The organism is Verrucomicrobiota bacterium (assembly GCA_019247695.1).
In the GTDB taxonomy this organism is placed as follows: Bacteria; Verrucomicrobiota; Verrucomicrobiia; order Chthoniobacterales; family JAFAMB01; genus JAFBAP01.
Map to the genome: position 1 here is coordinate 1 of JAFBAP010000044.1, position 17,982 is coordinate 17,982.

General features: G+C 60.3%; 21 protein-coding genes. 15 read left to right on the top strand and 6 right to left on the bottom strand.

The annotated features are described in order from the left end of the window. The first annotated feature begins 208 nt into the window (after nucleotides 1–208). The 4 genes from JO015_04615 to JO015_04630 all read left to right on the top strand — a co-directional run bounded on the left by JO015_04615 (nucleotide 209) and on the right by JO015_04630 (nucleotide 2,319). The gene (locus JO015_04615; protein ID MBV9998380.1) at nucleotides 209–466 is read left to right on the top strand and encodes a hypothetical protein; all 258 of its coding nucleotides are present in this window, start codon (nucleotides 209–211) and stop codon (nucleotides 464–466) included. Nucleotides 467–1,287: 821 nt separating this feature from the next. After that, nucleotides 1,288–1,587: a BrnT family toxin gene (locus tag JO015_04620; GenBank protein MBV9998381.1), complete on the top strand. Its 300-nt coding sequence runs from the start codon at nucleotides 1,288–1,290 to the stop codon at nucleotides 1,585–1,587. Next, entirely contained in the window at nucleotides 1,523–1,771 is a 249-nt protein-coding gene (locus tag JO015_04625; GenBank protein ID MBV9998382.1) for a CopG family transcriptional regulator, read from the top strand. Before JO015_04620 ends, JO015_04625 begins: the two co-directional genes overlap by 65 nt. Next, on the top strand, nucleotides 1,768–2,319 hold the full coding sequence (locus JO015_04630) for a Uma2 family endonuclease (protein ID MBV9998383.1): 552 nt from the start codon (nucleotides 1,768–1,770) through the stop codon (nucleotides 2,317–2,319). Before JO015_04625 ends, JO015_04630 begins: the two co-directional genes overlap by 4 nt. A 208-nt stretch (nucleotides 2,320–2,527) precedes the next feature. Here JO015_04630 and JO015_04635 read toward each other — a convergent pair whose 3' ends face one another. Continuing rightward, complete coding sequence (locus JO015_04635) at nucleotides 2,528–2,923, bottom strand: hypothetical protein (protein MBV9998384.1); 396 nt, start codon at nucleotides 2,921–2,923, stop codon at nucleotides 2,528–2,530. Nucleotides 2,924–3,286: 363 nt separating this feature from the next. On the opposite strand from JO015_04635, the gene JO015_04640 reads away from it, so the two are divergent. The 4 genes from JO015_04640 (at nucleotide 3,287) to JO015_04655 (ending at nucleotide 7,193) form a co-directional block, all read left to right on the top strand. Continuing rightward, nucleotides 3,287–4,351, top strand: coding sequence for a serine protease (locus JO015_04640; protein ID MBV9998385.1), 1,065 nt, complete (start codon nucleotides 3,287–3,289; stop codon nucleotides 4,349–4,351). After that, nucleotides 4,326–5,651 carry a hypothetical protein gene (locus tag JO015_04645; protein ID MBV9998386.1) on the top strand — a complete coding sequence of 442 codons (1,326 nt, stop codon included), beginning with the start codon at nucleotides 4,326–4,328 and terminating at the stop codon, nucleotides 5,649–5,651. The genes JO015_04640 and JO015_04645 overlap by 26 nt, the downstream gene beginning before the upstream one ends. Nucleotides 5,652–5,971: 320 nt before the next feature. Then, entirely contained in the window at nucleotides 5,972–6,601 is a 630-nt protein-coding gene (locus JO015_04650) for a hypothetical protein (protein ID MBV9998387.1), read from the top strand. Between the two features lie 298 nt (nucleotides 6,602–6,899). Further along, on the top strand, nucleotides 6,900–7,193 hold the full coding sequence (locus JO015_04655) for a hypothetical protein (GenBank protein MBV9998388.1): 294 nt from the start codon (nucleotides 6,900–6,902) through the stop codon (nucleotides 7,191–7,193). A 50-nt stretch (nucleotides 7,194–7,243) separates the two neighbouring features. Here the strand turns inward: JO015_04655 and JO015_04660 are convergent, their stop codons facing one another. Both JO015_04660 and JO015_04665 read right to left on the bottom strand, forming a co-directional pair. Next, on the bottom strand, nucleotides 7,244–9,526 hold the full coding sequence (locus JO015_04660; GenBank protein ID MBV9998389.1) for a PAS domain S-box protein: 2,283 nt from the start codon (nucleotides 9,524–9,526) through the stop codon (nucleotides 7,244–7,246). A 24-nt stretch (nucleotides 9,527–9,550) separates the two neighbouring features. Further along, nucleotides 9,551–9,715: a hypothetical protein gene (locus tag JO015_04665; GenBank protein ID MBV9998390.1), complete on the bottom strand. Its 165-nt coding sequence runs from the start codon at nucleotides 9,713–9,715 to the stop codon at nucleotides 9,551–9,553. Between the two features lie 204 nt (nucleotides 9,716–9,919). Between JO015_04665 and JO015_04670 the strand changes: the two genes are divergently transcribed. Then, nucleotides 9,920–10,276: a hypothetical protein gene (locus tag JO015_04670; GenBank protein MBV9998391.1), complete on the top strand. Its 357-nt coding sequence runs from the start codon at nucleotides 9,920–9,922 to the stop codon at nucleotides 10,274–10,276. A 226-nt stretch (nucleotides 10,277–10,502) separates the two neighbouring features. On the opposite strand, the gene JO015_04675 is transcribed toward JO015_04670, so the two are convergent. After that, nucleotides 10,503–11,585, bottom strand: coding sequence for a trypsin-like peptidase domain-containing protein (locus JO015_04675; GenBank protein MBV9998392.1), 1,083 nt, complete (start codon nucleotides 11,583–11,585; stop codon nucleotides 10,503–10,505). A 683-nt stretch (nucleotides 11,586–12,268) separates the two neighbouring features. On the opposite strand from JO015_04675, the gene JO015_04680 reads away from it, so the two are divergent. The 4 genes from JO015_04680 to JO015_04695 all read left to right on the top strand — a co-directional run bounded on the left by JO015_04680 (nucleotide 12,269) and on the right by JO015_04695 (nucleotide 15,840). Next, nucleotides 12,269–12,763 carry an OsmC family protein gene (locus JO015_04680; protein ID MBV9998393.1) on the top strand — a complete coding sequence of 165 codons (495 nt, stop codon included), beginning with the start codon at nucleotides 12,269–12,271 and terminating at the stop codon, nucleotides 12,761–12,763. A gap of 47 nt (nucleotides 12,764–12,810) precedes the next feature. After that, nucleotides 12,811–13,383 carry a hypothetical protein gene (locus JO015_04685; protein ID MBV9998394.1) on the top strand — a complete coding sequence of 191 codons (573 nt, stop codon included), beginning with the start codon at nucleotides 12,811–12,813 and terminating at the stop codon, nucleotides 13,381–13,383. A 414-nt stretch (nucleotides 13,384–13,797) separates the two neighbouring features. Further along, nucleotides 13,798–15,087: a glutamate-1-semialdehyde 2,1-aminomutase gene (gene hemL, locus JO015_04690; GenBank protein ID MBV9998395.1), complete on the top strand. Its 1,290-nt coding sequence runs from the start codon at nucleotides 13,798–13,800 to the stop codon at nucleotides 15,085–15,087. A gap of 174 nt (nucleotides 15,088–15,261) precedes the next feature. Then, a complete protein-coding gene (locus JO015_04695; GenBank protein MBV9998396.1) occupies nucleotides 15,262–15,840 on the top strand; it encodes a sigma-70 family RNA polymerase sigma factor in 579 nt (192 codons plus the stop codon). Nucleotides 15,841–15,875: 35 nt separating this feature from the next. Here the strand turns inward: JO015_04695 and JO015_04700 are convergent, their stop codons facing one another. Both JO015_04700 and JO015_04705 read right to left on the bottom strand, forming a co-directional pair. Next, a complete protein-coding gene (locus JO015_04700; GenBank protein MBV9998397.1) occupies nucleotides 15,876–16,340 on the bottom strand; it encodes a DUF4864 domain-containing protein in 465 nt (154 codons plus the stop codon). Continuing rightward, nucleotides 16,337–16,654, bottom strand: coding sequence for a DUF971 domain-containing protein (locus JO015_04705; GenBank protein ID MBV9998398.1), 318 nt, complete (start codon nucleotides 16,652–16,654; stop codon nucleotides 16,337–16,339). Before JO015_04705 ends, JO015_04700 begins: the two co-directional genes overlap by 4 nt. A 136-nt stretch (nucleotides 16,655–16,790) precedes the next feature. On the opposite strand from JO015_04705, the gene JO015_04710 reads away from it, so the two are divergent. Next, nucleotides 16,791–17,654: an SDR family oxidoreductase gene (locus JO015_04710; GenBank protein MBV9998399.1), complete on the top strand. Its 864-nt coding sequence runs from the start codon at nucleotides 16,791–16,793 to the stop codon at nucleotides 17,652–17,654. A 7-nt stretch (nucleotides 17,655–17,661) separates the two neighbouring features. Next, entirely contained in the window at nucleotides 17,662–17,973 is a 312-nt protein-coding gene (locus JO015_04715) for a TMEM14 family protein (GenBank protein MBV9998400.1), read from the top strand. Nucleotides 17,974–17,982 lie beyond the last annotated feature (9 nt).

Sequence of the window (17,982 nt, forward strand, 5' to 3'; positions counted from 1 at the left end):
TCCCCGCCTCTCTCCCCTGATCCTGAGGAAATTACGCAAGAAATCCGGTCTCGAGGATCGAAAGTGATAACAGAAGTGATAACATGACGCCCAGTTTCGGGTACGTCGCAGATCGGCCACAACGGTTCCCGGAGCGCCGGATCCTGGTGGAGTTGCTGGATGAATTGTTTCGAAGGACGCTGAAGGACCTGAACCCGGGGTGGGGATTATGATCGACCAGATCCGCAAATTTAAATACGCGCAACCCTTCGAGCCCTTTCAGATAGAGCTGTCTAGCGGCGAAGTCATTACGGTACGGACCCCGGACCACGTGGCCTGGAGCGAGACCGGCCAGGGACGCGTGGCCCTGCTCAACGACGATGACACCTTCTCGATAGTGAGCGGCCTACACGTCACGCGGGTTGGGCATCTCCAGGAACCCAAACCGCCCAAGCGGAAGCGAAAGACGCCGCCGACCAAGCGCTAAGCCCCGGCCGCCGACATGACGGCAGGAGCTAAGGTGAGCGCCCCTGCCTCCTTGCCGCCACCGGCTCAGCGTAGAATCGGTAAGATTGTCGCATTTTTGCGAGCCACGTGCAGGCTGGCCTTGATTTGCTGATGCTGCGTCCGTAAAAGATCTGGGAGACGTTGTCATACAAATACCCGACACCAATGAGTTCCCACGTTAAAGCGTTCCTACGAGATTTTGGCTCAATCGTAAACGTCTCTGGACGGGCCTTTCCTAGATCTGCGGAATTTACGCGAAATGACGTGGAGGCGATGCGGAAAGATTTCCGACAAGTTGGGCAGGACTTACGTACGGCGGCCCGCGAGGTTTGTGGGGACGTGCCTGATCAACTAAGCTTCTGCTTCAAGTAAGTTGGCCTCGCCTGAAGAACGGCCGGAAGAACCGGTCCCGCATCAAGAAAGTGGGAACCAAATTGCAGAACGCGTTGCGCCCTCAAGTGGGCAGCTGCGCCCGCGGTTGATCGCTGCCGCCCCTGCCCATCGCGGCCCGCTTCCAGCTCCCGAGGACCTGGCCCGGTACAACGATGCCGAAAGGCTGACCTGGACCCAGACCGCGCCGGCACCCGGCGGCCTTTACTTCGCTGAGTGCGGCCCGTAGCGCTTCGAGATCAGCCGCACAGCCGACGCGGGCTATCTGCTGCAAATGCGGCAGATCCGGCCGTAGGGCTGGCCGCCGCTGGTTTGGGAAATGGATGGTTACGCCCGAAGGAAGCCAAGGACAAAGCAGAACGCTCGGCCAAGCAGCACGTTCCGGATATCGTAGAGGGGCAACCCTGAAAAGTGGAGTTCGAATACGACCCCGCCAAGAGCCGCGCCAACGCACAAATGCATGGAATCGACTTTGAACAGGCCAAAGCCCTCTGGAATGACCTCAAGGCCGTCGTAAAAGCGTTGCGCTACCAAAATGAACCAAGGTTTGCGCTGATCGCCCAATGGAACGAGAAAGTCTGGTTGGCGGTTTACACCTTGCGGGGCCAAAAAATCCGCCTGATCTCCGTGAGGAGGGCAAAATCTAATGAGCGAGACGACTACCCAAAAGCCCAAGGCGATGACCGAGGAAGAACTCGCGGCCCTGGTTGATTCCGGCGAAGACCTTTCGGAGTACATTGACCGGTCCAGGACGTTCCGGCCCGGTGAGGAGCCGCTCCCCGTGCAGCTAACGCTTCCCTGGAACGTCCTGCTGAAGGTCGAACAGCAAGCGGTCAAGCAGGGGATGAGCCGCGAGGCGCTGATGGAAGCCTGGATTGCCGAGAAAGCCGGATGAGCCTCCCCGAAACGGTCGAAGTCCGCAAACTCACGGTGCGGGAGTTCCATGCCCTGGAACCGGTCCTGGACCCGGGCTACCGCTACGAACTGCTCGACGGTCGGATTCTTGTCATGCCCATCCCCGGCAACCCGCACGCCGTCGTCCTGGACGAACTCAACGCGCAATTCAGCCGTCAGGCGCGGCCCGGCCTCCACGTTTCGTCCGGGGGCCTTTGGCTCAACGAAACGACCGAACTTTTGCCTGACCTGTCCCTGCTGGACCGCAAACGCCGGGGTCGGGAAAACCCGCCCGCCGCGACCGCAAAGCTGGTCATCGAGGTTTCGGACACGACCTTCGATCGCGATACGGGCGAAAAGCTTCAGGCTTACCGGGCGGCGGGCGTTCCGGAGTACTGGGTCGCGGACGTGCGGGGGCGCTGCGTCCTGCGCCACCTTTTGCCCGACTACCGGGCCGAAGCCTTTAGCGAGGGCGCCTTGAGCCCCCGGGCGTACCCGGACGTCATCATCGACCTGGGGACCCTGTTCGAAGGCCTCGGAGGGGAGTGAGCCAGCCAACCCAAACCGCCCCGGTGCACGCCGAGGTCGACCCGGAAGCGCGCTCGTAGGCTTCGATACAATCAGTGGCAATCTGTTCTTGTGGATCTCGGAGACTGATTGTTCCCGCACAGACTCCGCTGTCTGGCAGAAGGCGGCTTCGCGCCATTACCTTGTGTAACTTTTGCACGGGCACCGCGTTTGCCGGCGGCTGTGTCGTTCAATCGACGAGATATTTATTCAGCTGCCGAATAGACACTTTTAGAAAAAACCGATTGATTGGCTTCATCTTCTCAAGTGTCTCCTTGATCCGCTCAGCGGCCGGTGCCCCTGCCTTAAGATAATCGATCAATTCACTATACAATTTTGGCCATTCTTCGAAAAGCTTTGTCCTGACCTCCTCTCGCAAGGGAGAATGAGAATCGAAAGACTGAATAACCGCCGCCGCCTGCTCCATTCCTCGGACTTGCGCGTCCGCCAGCAAGGTCGTAAAATCGTTGCCAATTTCCCGAATAATTTTTCTTAAGTTTTCTTCCTTGGGAGGATTGTTATCCAGCTCCCACTCGAGCTTGGTTAACTCTCGTTCCAGCAACCGGCGACGAAAAAACCAAGCCAAGTTATACAGGTGATAGAGTCTCGTCTCCTTAGGATTGTTTGCGGGTTCGTAAGGAACAACAACAGCAGCAGCCGAAAAGGTAAAGGTAGCTGTATCTCCTATTACATCAACCTCCTGGAGGCATAGCCGGAACACTCGGTATTCGTCGACAGTATCGTGGATTTTCCTTTTGGCCGGTCTAAAGCATCCAGGATGGATGCCGTACCTACCCGAGTCTACTCCATACTTCTTTAACAAATCCGAAGCCGAACCGACCAGAGAGTGAGCAGTACGCGGTATCCTCAAAAGGCGAACGGGAAAACATGCCGTATCGGCGCGCTCCGTTCCTATCGCACCCTCGTTTGCATAGGCATCCTGTCCATCTTGGGTACGACCGCACGTGCGGACACGATCCCCCAGCTCGTGGCAAAGACCAAGCCCGCGATCGTGCAGGTTATCGCCTTGGACCAAAATTATTCTCGGATCGAATTCGGGACGGGGTTTTTTATTTCCCCGGACGGCCTCGTGGTGACCAACTTTCACGTTATCCAAGGCGCGAGCCATATCACCGCCCTCAGTAATGCCGGTGCCCTATTCCTCTTCCAAAAAGTGGTCGCGCAGCCTGCCGGCGTCGACTTAGCCGTCCTAAAGTTCCTGGCGACGGATGCGCCGTTTCTCAAGCTGGGACGATCGGCGGACGCCGTCGAAGGCCAAAAGGTACTGGTGGTCGGGAACCCGCGGGGCCTTCAGGGCACGGTGTCCGATGGGATCATCTCCTCCTTTCGCGACAACCGTTCCCTGATTCAGATCACGGCACCGATCTCTCCCGGTTCCAGCGGCTCTCCCGTGATGAACGAAAACGGGGAAGTCATTGGGGTTGCGACGCTCATTGAGACGGACGGCCAAAACCTCAATTTCGCGATCCCATCCGAACAAGTTGCGAGCGCGTTAAGCGCGTCTGTGGTCGCGACGCCGCCGTCCCTGGCGTCAATGTCCTCTGACCAAAGCGCGGCGCCAAGCGTCGGGAGCACCCTCAGCCCATCGAACCCTCCGCCGCCAAGGCAACCCGATCTGAGCGCCAGCGTGCGGGAATTCGTGCAAAGCTTTTGGAATCACCACGAGAGCAATGATGCAAGCGATTGGGCGTCGGCCTTCGCCCCCCGAACCAATTACTGCTACTACGGCGGCGGTCAATGGGCGGACCAGCGTTTTGTAGAACAGGATCGTGCGAAGCTCGTGAAGCGGTACCCGATCCGCCAATACCGCTTCTACGGGCTCACCATCGACGCGCAACCCGGCGGCAGCCTCGCTCGCGTCGGCTATGCCTTTAACTACGCCTATGCCGGCCATAAGTCGGCAGCGGGCGTCTGCCGCGTTTTGCTGACCTTACAGCAGATCTCTGGCCGTTGGTTCATCACCGCGTATGACGAAAAAGTCAACCGTCAATAAGAAAACGTTCCGCATCGACTCAGCGTGCGCGGTGATCGCGACCACCCTATTCATCGCGGTTTCGTCTTCTGCGGCTCAAGAAGTACGGGTGGGTCAGGCAGGGACCTCATCAGAGGTTGAAAACACCCCGGATGCGAGAACGGAAACGAACGCGCCGGGGCCGCCGGAACGTCCGTCGCCAAAAGCGGGTGTTCCAGGGAAGGGCACTGCGAGTTCCCAGCAGGTGAAGCTCAAGCTTGTCCCTACGCGTGCGACATCACCGTTGCTGCCGGTCGACGATGGTTCACCGCCGTCAGTGCACGTAACGTGGGAGAACGGGCCGACGCCGTCGGCCGTTCGTGCAACGCCGGGCAAACAGCCTTTTTCTGAGTCTGGGGGGGCATTGTCCTCCCCTCCGGCCGACGCTGCTGCGATTTCGTTGCGCAACGCGCTTGCGCAGCCAAATGACCGCGCCGCCGATTCTTTCCAGCCTAGGGGTCAGCGGCAGGACAGTGGCGAGGCATTACCCAGGCTCGCCGTAAATAGACTCATTGTATCGTTACTCAACAAGATGCCGCAAGGAGGAGACTATCGCGCCTCTTCCGAGAGCATTCAGAAGCTGGAGGATGCGATTAAAACGGACGGTGACCACCTGACGATAGATGCTGGCGTCGCGAAACCGAGCTTCTGCTCAGCCGCAACTTACTTGGTGTTTGTATCGGCGCTCGACGAGCTGAATAAACAGGGTCAAATCCGTTTTGGACCGGGCGTGGCTGAACAGTTGCTGGTGCGCGGCCAGCACGACGGCGTTGGCGTCTGGGGCAGGTGGAACGCAAACGGCCCCGGAACGGCTTGTCTGTTCAAGGAACTGCAGCTCGGGCGCAATTTCACGAACATCGAAGACGCCCAAGCCGGGGACTTCTTGAAACTCTTCTGGAATGATCAAATTGGCGCGAAGGAGTTTGGCCATTCCGTCGTGTTCCTCGGAAAGTCCAAGCGCGACGGTATCGAATTCGTTCAATATTGGTCGTCCAACAAAAACGGAGGGTACGGGCGGGCGGAGGTTCCACGATCAAAGATCAAGCGGATGCTTTTCTCCCGTTTCGAACACCCCGAGCGAATTAACTGGACCAGCAAGGGACTACAACCGGACAACTATCTCGCGTCGATACTAACCCGAAGCAGCACTCCCGAAGAAATGGAGGCGAGGGCCGGTATTTCCTCATCGGCAAGAGCAGATTCAACACCTGCGGCGACCGTTGGGAAAGAGGCAAAAGGCGGTGGCACAGGTTTTGAGGTGGACCGCAAAAAGGAACAATAAGTTCTATGCTCAACACACCGTTGGTGCGGTGCGAAACCTTGGATCCCCGCTTTTGACGGTATGGGGCTCCCTGGCTTGTGAAGTCATAGGTTTACGATAGGAGACCTGATTCGCATAACGCGTCGTAAGAACTGAGATGCTGGATCGGTGGCTCAACGGAGCGCAGCGTTTCTTGAGCGTTGGCGGACTTACGATTAACGGGTACTTCGAACTGAAGGTCAGGCGACGGGTTGGTGTTTCATGGTTGACGCAATCGTAATTTGGTAAGGCGGTGCTTGGCCAAGTCGCCCGTTTGGCCCGAATCCAGCGGGTCTCCGGTGTTGGACGAGGCAGGCAACGTGATCGGAGTGGCGGCATCGCACGTCGTTAGTGGTCAGGACCTCAATTTAGCGATCCCTGTGGAGCAGGTCATTGCAGCCTTGAACGCACCGGAAGTCCAACAATCATCCAATGCGCCTCCAGACGATGGTGAAGTTTACGCCGGCGAAGCGCGACAGGACCTACCGGACGCCGTTTCACCCAACATCACGGCAAAGCTTACCGCGGCCGACGAGGAATGGCGATCGCAAATTGAAAGGTTCATTTCGGATTTTATCGCCTCATTGAACTCTCCGTACGCCTGCTGCGCCGCCGGCTACTTTGCAGAGACCGTAAACTACAATGGATCGTTAGCAACGGGTCAGGCGATTGCACGAGAGAGCGATGCATTCGAGCGGAAATGGCCCATCCGTACCTACCAGATATTAGGCAGCCCGTTGCTGACCCGTGAGGGAAAACCGTACGTCGCGTATCGTGCCAAATTTCAAGTTGTGTTTCGGGTGGCTAACCGCACGGAGGTCGAGAAGGGAAAGGCGGCTTACGACCTCATCATTAAAGATGACGGTAAGCAGTTGTCTATTACTGACTATCACGAGAAGGTTTTAAGGCGCATGGTCGATCTGGTTCGTTGATGAACGCCTCCCCTGAGTGTAATTGAGGAAAACCCGACGCATTTTCTCCGCGGCAGATCGCCTTTGCTCAATCATACAGGACTGACTTAAGAAAGAAGGTCAATCGAGGAAAGCGCCCGGTGATCGATGCGGTAGCACAACCGCTCGGCCCCGTTGCGCTGCGCGTAGACCGGGAACTCGCCTGCGTGCTGGCGCAAATTCCGAACGTTGAACGTCAGGATCTGCGCGGCCCCGGCGGCCACTGCACTCTGCCCGCTTGAGCGACGATACGGGCTGAGCGAAATATAGTAATAACCGTATGGATATTCCCTTAGGTTACGCGCTCCTGCGTGATCGGCGCGTCTCGCTGCGGGCTAAACTGATGGCCTTAGGCATCGGTGCCGCGGTCGTGGGCGGGGTCGAAGTGCTGCAGATCCCGTTGGAAGGCGTCCTGGCATTCATCCTGCCGGTGGCCGGCATCGCGGGGGATCTTGCTGTCGATGGGGCCGAAGCCATCCTCGGTCCCTTGCTGGTGGCCACCGTCGTGCTGCCTTACCTGACGCCCGCCGCCCTGGTCCGGCAAATCCGCGCCGAAAGAGCAAGCGGTCCGTAAACGGCGTCGCAGCATGGCCGAGGGGCAAGGTTGCCGGACAGCATTCCCCTTTAATTTAACGCCCGACACCCGACACCCGCCTCACGGCTCAGGTGCGGCCTCCCCGGCCACCCAACGCTGCAATACCGCCACCGGATTGCCGGATCGGACCTGATCAAACGGACAAGCGCCAGGCTTTCCATCCCGGGCATCTGCAGGTCCAGCAACGCGGCATGGTACGGTTTGCCGGCAGCCGCCGCAGCCCTTAAAAGTTTCAACGCTTCAACCCGGCCGTCTGCGCTCTCCGCCGTCAGTTTCGAGCCGCTGACCTGCTGGCACAGGATGGTTCGGACGGCGGGAGCGTCGGCGACCACGAGAACCCGTAAATCGGAGAACCCGCGAGGTGCAAGCGTCCGAACGGAGGAACATCCGTCGGGGTCTGCTTTTTCGAAACGAGCGGTAAACCAGAAGGTAGAACCTTTGCCCGGGTCGCTGCGCATACCGATCTGACCATGCATCACCGTCACCAACTCCTTCGCAATCATTAGCCCTAAGCCGGTCCCGCCGTATTTGCGGGTGGTTGACGCATCGGCCTGGCTAAAGGCCTGGAACAGGCGATCGTGGCGGTCCGGCGCGATCCCGATCCCGGTGTCCTGCACGCTGAAATGCAAGATGGCGTGCGTTGGCGCCTCGCTCTCGCGCGAGACGCGCACGATTACCTGGCCCGTCTCGGTGAACTTGACTGCGTTGCTTACCAAGTTGGTCAGCACCTGCCGGAGGCGGCCCGGGTCGCCGCGCAGCCGGGCGGGCACCGCGGGCTCGACCATACCCGCCAGTTCCAACCCCTTTGCTTGCGCCGCCCCCGCCAACATCTCCAGGGTGCTTTCGACGGTCTCGCACAAATCGAAATCAAGCTCTTCGAAGCGTAGTTTACCGGCCTCGATCTTCGAGAAATCCAGGATGTCGTTGATGATGGTCAGCAACGACTCGACACTGGAGCGAATGATACGGGCGAATCCGCGCTGCTCATCGTTCAATTCGGTGTCGAGCAGCAGGCCGGTCATAACGAGTACGCCGTTCATGGGCGTACGGATCTCATGGCTCATGTTGGCCAAAAATTCGCCCTTGGCGCGGGTTGCCGCTTCGGCCGCTTCCTTGGCCTCGACCAGCGCGCTTTCGACTCGCTTCCGTTCAGCGATTTCGGCGCGTAGTTGCTCGTTCGCCGTCTCGAGTTCCGCCGTGCGTTGGCGCACCTGATCCTCGAGCCGCTCCTGATAAAGGCGCCGGGCCTCCTCGGCTTGCCAGCGCTCGGTGGCGTCTCGCACGATAGCGACGAGCGCCCGCCCGCCCGCATCGGTCTCGCTGGATTGCAGGACAACTTCCACCGGCACGTCCCCGCCCTCCTTGCGCCGATAGACGGCGCGAAACGACCGGACCTCGCACCTGCCCTCAAGCAGTGGAGCGATTCTCGTGCGGTATTGCGCCTCATCAAACGCTGTATAAAGGTCCGGCGGCCCCATCCGCAACAACTCCTCGCGCGTGTAGCCGAGGAGCCGAGCCGCCCCTTCATTCACGTAAAAAAAACGCAGGGTGCGCGCATCGCACATGAACACGCCGTCGTGGGTGGCGTTGAGGAGGCCCAACGTGCGGCGCTGAATGGCCTGGCGCAGCAGGATGGCGCGGGCTTTGTGCCGGCTTTCGCGGCGGTTGAAGACGATCGACCACCAAAGGAAAGCGTTTTCGAACAGCACCCAGCCGATATGCTCCAGCACCCGCCCCAAACTCCCGGTGGCCACCCCAAAGACTGATTCCGGCCAGAACATGGAACGAAGCCAATGGTCGAGCCCCACGACGACCGTTGCCGTGATCAATACCCGGCAGTCACGGTAAAAGGATAAGAACGCCAATGACCCAAACACATGGAAATGGGTCTCCACCCGGCCCCCCGTGAGGTGAATCAACAGGGCTCCTGAAAGCATCTGAGCAACGGCCACGGTGTGCCGGGTGAGCCAATGGCCCGGCCTAAGGCGGATGAGGATCAGGGGGAAGCTGATGATCAACCCGCCTAAACCGACCGCCGCCAGCAGATGTTCGTGGAGGGAGGCCCGGGTACCCTGCCAGCTCAGCGGCGATACCAGGCAGCAGAGGATGATGCCGCCAATCCATTGCAGCCAGAACAGCCAAAAGAAACGCTGATCGGTTCGAATGCGAATCTGCAACTCCTCGTTTCGAAAGAGCGCATCGGCCGAGTCGGAATGATCGCCTTCCGAGGGGGACAGGTCCGCGTTGAGGGGGACGTGGTCCGAGGGGGACAGGTCCGCGTTGAGGGGGGCGCAGTGCTCGAGGAGGCTCATGGTCGTTGCAAGCGGGGCGTTTGTTCAGCGCAGGCTGCACCCGTAAACCGGGGCTGATTTCACCTGCGCGTCCTGTGCGCCAAACGCCGCGATCGCGCGTGCAAGGTTATCGTTGTCACCCTCGTGGGCACGCGATTCGGTGATGCCGCCCTTGAACACGAGCCGGCGGTCTTTATCGAAAATCAGCACCTGACCCGACGTGTGCGCCCCGAAAAGGGTCGCCTCACGGCCGCCGGGATGGGTCGGTCTCAGCAGCCCGCGCCGGCAAAAACTGCTGTTCGCAGCGTGGTAGTTCTTCCTGGCCGTTTCTAATTTCCATAGAATTCAACAGAAGCAATCAAGTGCGTTTTGAGTGACATTTCGACCGGGTGCGACCAACCCATGATGCAACCTTTGATCACACTACTCCTAAAACTTTCCGCCACGGCCTGGACGGTCGTCGTCGTCACCCTTTGCGGCGGTACTGCCGCCTTGCTTTACCTTTCATCGGAGCACGCCGGTTTGAATTCAGATCCGGGGAACCGCCCGGCGCAGGTGAGCGTGACGGTCCCGACGGGACATACTCCCCACGGTAATCCGGGTGGTCAGAACGCACCGGTTCCGGTGGTGCCCGAGGCCAATCCCGGCCTGGTGTTAATCCCGGTCATAGCGGCGATGCTGTTCTGTTCCGGGCACCGGCTTTGGCGCGTACCGCGTGCCCATGCCGTCGCGAATGGCGATCAAAGCGCCGCGGGCGTTCCTGAACGTTAAAAATACGCGCTTGGTCAAGCAAGGGCGCCTAAAGTCCGGACGCGGTCAGCCGTCCGGGTAAATCGAGGGCCGCATCTGACGATAACGGCACGGCGGAAAAGGCGCCGGGTGCATTTTTTGCACCCGGCGCCTTGAAGCGGCCCTCGACGAGGCGGGTTCAGGACGGCCCGGCCGGCTTGGCCCACTGCAGCAGGGAGTGCCGGCAGGCAACCCGGTTCAAAGCCGCCTATCGCCTGGTGCGCGAGGAGGAATCGCGCCTGGTGATCTGTTCGTCGAGCCCGACGACCTGAAACTTGTCTCCCGTCGCCTCAAGGTCGATCTGATAGGTGGCCTCACCCGTGACGTAACGCTTGCCGTCCCCTACCGCGAAGCCGGCCCGCAATCGAACCCGTTGAACGGAGCCGTCCACGGGCTCAACCGTCGGCGCGCCGATCAGCCAGAAACGCCGTTTCGGCCAGCGGGCGTTGTAAGCCGCTTCTTGCCGGGCAATCACTGACCGGGGCACTTTCCGGCCGTCGTAGCGCGCTCGGTCCGCATAGAAATCGACATCCGAAATCCCCGTTCCGGAATTCCACGAGCGCATAAACTCCTCCAGGAATCGGCCAATGCGGTCCTGCGCGACTTTGGGTTCAGGGGTCGGGGTGGGAGTGGAAGCGCGGTCCGGGGTTTCAGCGGCAGCCAGCGGTGTTGAGGCCGGCCGCGCGGAGGCAGCGGCAGCCGGCGGTGTCGAGGCCGGCGACGTGGAAGAAACGGGAGGGGCGGCCGCGGGCGGGGTGCCTTCGTTCTGAGCGTGGGCCGCGGAAAGTGCCGCACTCACGAATTCCGCCGGAATTGCAAAGTTCAGGGTTTGACCGTCGAGTTGCTGGCCGACCGCCACCGCGATAACCTTGCCGCTTTGATCCAGGACCGGTGAACCGCTGGAACCCGGCCACAGCGGGCCGGTGATTTGAATTAACTGGCCGTGATTGAGGAATGCGGAGATCTCGCCCGCCGAGTCGGTGCCCGGCAGACCGCCCGGATTACCGATGATCCAAACCCGCTCGCCTTCGATGGCGGCTTGTGAAGAACCCAGCGCCAGATGAGCCTTCTGCACGCCGGTAAACTTCAGAACCGCAAGGTCCAGCCCCGAGGGGGCGTAAAACACTCGTTCGCAGCGGTAATGTTCTCCGCTGCCGCTCACCCCGACGACGCGAGCCGCACCTTGAACCACGTGCTGGTTGGTGACCGCCCAGCCATGACCGTCCACAAAGAAGGCGCTTCCGGTTTTCAGCAGGTCCCCTTGCGCGTCGAGTGCATCCACTTCAATCATGGCCTGCTTCGCCTGGCCCATCATTTCCGACGCGGGCTGTGCACGGGCTACGGGAGTGACGCAACAGATCGCGAGCCAAGCGAGTGCGGTCCCTAACGCACGCAAGGTTCTCGAACGAGATCGGGTTCGCGCCACTTTCCTTCTGGCCGGACCGGGTACTTTTGCGTCCGGGTCCGTCGTCCTGAGCGGGCCTTGCCGAGTCGCATGATCAACGCGTCTTTTACAATCCTTTCCCGACCGCAGATTAGACATGCCGATGGAGCTTGGCAGGACCCGTAACTTAAAACCCTCCGCGTGCATTAACCGGTCCGGACCCGCGATGCCGTCTCGAGAGGAAACCGGGCACTGCGGCATAGGGCGCGCTGAGCCGCAGGCACCTCCGGCCGTTGCGCCCTGAGGCGGCCATGGCGCCACCCGCCCCCGAATTCACACCGAACGTCTAACATCATCATCTCCACATGGCATTCGCCGCGGTTCGCCGGGATGATGGGGACAACTTTCCTCCCGGCCGGGATCAACTCGCCGACGCGGGCCGGAAAATGCCGCATCCGCAGCGCCGGCCATCACCTTTTGACGGCTTCTTGAGGGCGGTTAATCAATCCCAGCCACCGCAGAGCATGCCACAAATGCCGCAAACCCGGTGTCATTTTCCGCCGGCGACATCTGTGGCATTGTCGGGATCGATGCGCCACAAAACCCATCTCTACGAAACAACCGTTGTCTGGACCGGTAACCTCGGCCGGGGTACGCCCAGTTACAGCGGGTACAGCCGCGACCACGAAATCAGTGCGCCGGGCAAGCGTCTGCCGGTAGCCGGCTCTTCAGACCCGGCCTTTCGGGGCGACGTCACCCGGTACAACCCTGAAGAACTATTGGTAAGCGCCTTATCGGCGTGTCACATGCTTTGGGTTCTGCACCTTTGCGCGGAGGCCGGCGTCACGGTGTTGAGCTACGAAGATCGGGCGAATGGCGCAATGGTGGAAATGCCGGATGGCGGCGGCCAGTTTACCCGGGTGACCCTGCGGCCAAGGATGGTGATTACCGCCGAATCCGACCTGCAGAAAGCGGAACTTGCGCATGACCGGGCGCATGAACTTTGCTTTCTGGCGCGCTCGGTGAATTTCCCGGTTTACCATGAGCCGGAAGTCTCGACCGCAGCGTCACCGGTTGATTCTTGACACCAGCTTCGCTCCGCGCCATCAGAGGGGGGCGGTTCCGTTGCGATATGTTCAAAGCCTTTGTCTCTCCCCTTCCCCCGGCTGACCTGCTGGGCAAAATTCAAACGCTCAGTGATCCCGATGAGGTCGAACCGGCCAACCCGACGTTCTTCCCCGGCACACTACCCGTGGTTGGGCGGGTGGTGGCGGCAGATCGATTTATTTGGCAGCGGCGGCCCGCCGGGCCTTGGTTGTTATGGCTGTGCAGCCCGGCGTGCTGGTTCCGGCCTTTTCTCACCGGCACCGTACGTCCCCGCGATCACGGTTCGGAACTCCGGCTGGAGGGCGGGACCTCGATCCTGGCCAAGGTGTTGTGGGCACTCGCGTTTGCCGGGGTCGCCGCCGTTGGCAGCATCGTGACGGTATTTACCTACCCGGCCAACATCAGCCATGACCCGGCCCATTCCGCGAGCCGCTTCCTGGCCGGACTGGTGATTACCGGTTTGGCGCAAGGACTGCTGTTATTGCCGCCGGCAATCGGCTGGCTGCTGACCCGGCACGACCTGCAATTCATGGCCGAGCGCCTGGAAAAGCCGCTCGCGTTGAAACCGATCAGTTACCGCGACCTCGCCCCCGAGTAATCCACGGTCACACGGCGGCCGCAGCGGGTGTGGCGGGCACAACGACAGAGGTTCACACGGCGAACACGGCGGGAAGACAAAATTACCCAGCAGCCGACGTTCGGCCCCGAATTCGGCTCCCGGCAAGAATTACGCCGTCTTTGCCCCGGAGCGGCGGTAGCCTGGAACGTTAATGCCGAGTACGCTCGCCGCTCCGGGGCAGAGACGGCGTAGATTCCCGGCGTGCCTGACCGGCCGCCCTCCCTGCTGGCATTCCTCTTCCCGCCGTGTTCGCCGTGGTCCGCCGTGTTCGCCGTGTGAACTCAGTCGTTGTGGCCGCCTTCTCCGCCGTGCCCGCCGAACTCCGAACTCCGAACTATTCATGGCCCGGAGGCTCGCGGGTTGCCGGAGCGACGCTTTTCCTTAGGGTTAGGCATGGCGACGATGACGAGTGCATCCCTGTTTGATGAAGCCAGGCGGTTGATTCCAGGCGGGGTCAATTCCCCGGTCCGGGCGTTTCGAAACGTAGGCGGCAGCCCGTTTTTTGTATCTCGCGCCAAAGGGTCGCACCTGTGGGACGTCGATGGAAAGGAATACATCGATTACGTCGGGACATGGGGGCCGGCCATCCTCGGTCACGCGCCCGAGGCCGTCGTCGGGGCGGTACGCGAGGCTGCGCTTCACGGTTTAAGTTTCGGCATCCCGAATCCCTATGAGGTGGAGTTGGCGCGACTGCTCGTGCGATGGGTGCCTTCGGTCCAAAAGGTGCGGATGGTGAACAGCGGTACGGAGGCAACCATGTCGTGCGTCCGCCTCGCCCGCGGTTTCACCCGGCGTGACGTCATCGTTAAGTTTGAAGGTTGCTACCATGGGCACGTCGATTCCTTGCTGGTCAAAGCCGGCAGCGGAGCGCTCACCCATGGGTACCCCGACAGCGCGGGCGTGCCTGCGGCGCTGGCCGCCCTCACGGTGACGCTTCCGTTCAATGACCTGGGTGCGGTCGAAGCGCTTTTTGCCAAGGAGGGAGCCCAGATTGCCGGGGTGATCCTCGAGCCGGTGCCGGCCAATGCCGGACTCTACTTCCCGCGTCCCGGATTTCTCGAGCGCCTCAGGGAGCTCTGTACCCGGCACGGGGCGCTGTTGATTTTTGACGAGGTGATGACCGGGTTCCGTCTCGCTAAAGGAGGGTTTCAGGAACGCTGCGGCGTGTCGCCCGACCTAACGGCTTTCGGCAAGGTTATGGGCGGCGGCCTGCCGATCGGCGCCTTTGGCGGCCGAACCGAAATCATGGATCAACTCTCGCCGGATGGCCCGGTTTACCAGGCCGGCACGCTGTCCGGAAATCCCTTGGCCATGGCCGCAGGCTTGGCGCAACTGGGCGAACTCGAACGCACCGACGGCTACGCCAGGCTCGAGCAAATCGGCCGCCAGATGGAGGACGGCATGCGTGACCTGCTGGGCGCGCTCGATTTGCCGCTCACGTTTCATCGAATCGGTTCCATGTTCTGCCTCTACTTCACGGCTGGCCCGGTCTGGAATCTTGCCGACGCCAGGAAATCAGACCTGGAGGCGTTTCGGCGCTTTTTCCATGGCTGCCTGGATGACGGCGTTTATTTTGCCCCTTCACAGTTCGAAGCAGGGTTCCTCTGTCTGATGCATACCAAGCCCGACCTGGAACGAACCCTCGATGTGGTCAGGAAAAATTTGCAGCGCACCTGCCGGTAGGCAAAGAAAGAATGCCGCAAATGCCGCAAGCGGAAAAATGCTACCCCCCTCCTTAATTTTCGGCATTTTTCGGCTTGCGGCATCTGCGGCGTTCCCCCGGCACCCGATACTGATTTGCGATTCCCCCGGCTTCGTCTAGCGTAACAGCCGAGGAGCACGTAAGCGAGCGGACGGATGGCAGGCGAAAGTTCGATCGACCAAGAATCAGAAATCGAATTGCTGAAGCGAGTCGGGCAAGGTGATCGAAAAAGCTTCGAAGATCTCTACGACCGATTTTCCGGAGTACTCTTCTCAACCGCTTTACAAATCCTGAACGACCACCGGGAAGCGGAGGACGTCCTGCAAGAGGTCTTTGTCCAGATCTGGGACAAAGCCAGGCTTTATGACGCCGCGCGGGGCAAACCGCTCACCTGGGCGATGACGCTGACTCGTAACAAAGCCATCGACCGGCTGCGCTCGGCCCAGCGTCGTTACCGGCTGCAAGGCCAGGTTGAGAAGGAAACCACGATCACCAACCAGGTTGCCATCAAGGATTCTTCAGAGGAGGTCGAAATCCTGGAAAAAAGCCGCCTGATCCGGGCGGCCGTCATGGAACTTTCCAAAGAGCAACGTGAAGCCATTGAACTCGCCTTTTTTTCCGGCTTAACCCAAAACGAGATCGCGCAGGAACTGAATCAGCCGCTCGGGACCGTCAAAGCCAGGATCAGACGAGGAATGCTGCGGTTGAAAGAAATGATTGCCGCGCGCCTGTAAGGGCGGCAGTGGCCCGCTCCGACGGGCTGCAGGCCTCAGATCCGCGTGCCCGCCAGCTGCCGGCTCGCCGGCCAGGTATCATAAATCTCGAAGTTCTCCACGCGCCAGCACCCGGCCTCGTAAACCAGCGTGTAGAGCGCCGGGGTGATCTGATGGGTGTTGCTGGTGTAATAAACCCGCACATACGCCCGGTGCCGTTCCAGCGCGATTTCACCGAAATCGATCTTTTCAGGACAATTAATGCGCCCGTATTGAGAACGCACCTTGGTTTCGAACTGAACCACGGTGAGGTGCTGTTGAGCGGCACTCGACGATTCCTGGTAGGCTTGCCGGAAATCATCGGCTCGACACTCATGGTATTGAGCGAGAATTACGGTGTAAAGAGCGGCGGGCTTGACCGTGGCCTCGAATTGATCCTGCCAAAACCGGGTGACGATCGTGCCCGCGGCGCAGATGAGAAGGGTGCCGCTGAGCAGGATCGCTTTGAACCGGGATGTCATGTCTCCGTTCCGCCCAGTGATTTCAGGTAAGCAAATGAATAAATGCCCGTGTTATGGCCATCGCCCCAGGCGGGCTGCAGGGCGTATCCCCCTACAAGCTGGCACTTTTTAAGGATAAAACTTTGCTCGGTCAATTCCCGAGGCTGCCGGTACTCCCGCCCGAGCAGGTCGCGCTCACCCGCGCAAAGCGCGCAGGGGCAGGCAAGACGAAGGTCACGCAGCGACACGTAGCTTTCCGAGCCGTCCTGCCATTGCAAGGCCAACTCGTTGCCGATTATCTCGTACGTCTTGAGCACCAACGGCACAGCCAACATATTACAATGTCGTTCGAGGGATCAAAACGGTTTCACCCGGGCGCCGCAAGCTCAAAACGCGCTTCAGGCGAGTTAGCCGCATTGCGACGAAATCCGCCCGAATTGACTCGCGATTTAATCCGGGTTAGGGAGCGTCATGAGCATCAGCTACTTTGCCGAATGCACCGTGCTGATCACCGGCGCGTCGGCTGGAATCGGCCGGGAGTTCGCCCGCCAGTTGGCTCCCGTCGTAAGCACGATGGTACTCGTGGCGCGGCGCGCCGACCGGCTTGAAACGCTGGAGCTCGAGCTGAAAGTCATCAACCCGGACCTGGAGATTTTCTTGCGGCCCCTCGACTTGCGCGATCACCCGGAGGTTGAACGTTTCTGCGATTGGTTGGATGAGAGCGGCCTTGCGATCGATCTGTTGATCAATAACGCCGGACTGGGTGATTACGGCCTGTTTGCCGACAGCGAATGGGAGCGCATCGACGCCATGCTCCAGGTCAATATCCATGCGTTGACTTACCTCACCTACCGGATCCTGCCTAAAATGCAGCGGGCCGGCTGCGGGGCGATCCTGAACGTCAGTTCCACGGCCAGCTTTCTTCCTGTCCCGAAGATGGCCACTTACGCCGCCACCAAAGCGTACGTGACCAGTTTAACCGAAGCTCTCCGCGCCGAACTCCGGGACTCCAACCTAACGGTCACCGTACTCTGCCCGGGACCCGTGCCGACCGAATTTGCCGACGTCGCGAACCGGACCGGACCGGGCGGCAATTTAAAAGTTGCCCCGGAAATTTTTACCGTGCCCGTGCAGGATGTGGTGCGCGACGCGTTGAACGCCGTATCCCGCGATCGCGCCCGAGTGGTACCGGGTACCCTCGTGAATCTGGGTATGACCACGATCGCATTCCTGCCCATGTTCATTAAACGCCTGCTTTACCAGCTCAAGCTCGGCGAACCGGCTCAGCCGCCCTCAGGTCAGGCCCCCGATTACCAGGTCGCTGGCACCCGCTAAAGCCGCCATGCTCCAGACCGTTCAGACCTATTACATCGTTTTCGGATTGTTCGCCCTGATCGGCGGCGTCCTTGGTTATGTCCGGGCCAAATCACGGCCGTCCATCATCGCCGGGGTGATCACCTGCGCCCTGTTGATCGTAGCCGCGATCCTGGGTCCCTCCCAACCCTCGTTTATCCTGGCGATCCTGGTTTCCGTTCTGCTCATCGCTCATTTTGGCCGGACCTACTGGGCCAAACGCAGGCCGATGCCTGCCATTCCAATGATTGCGTTGAGCGTGATCTGTATCGTCCTAACCCTGGTCGCTTGGCTGCGATAAAGGGCGCGG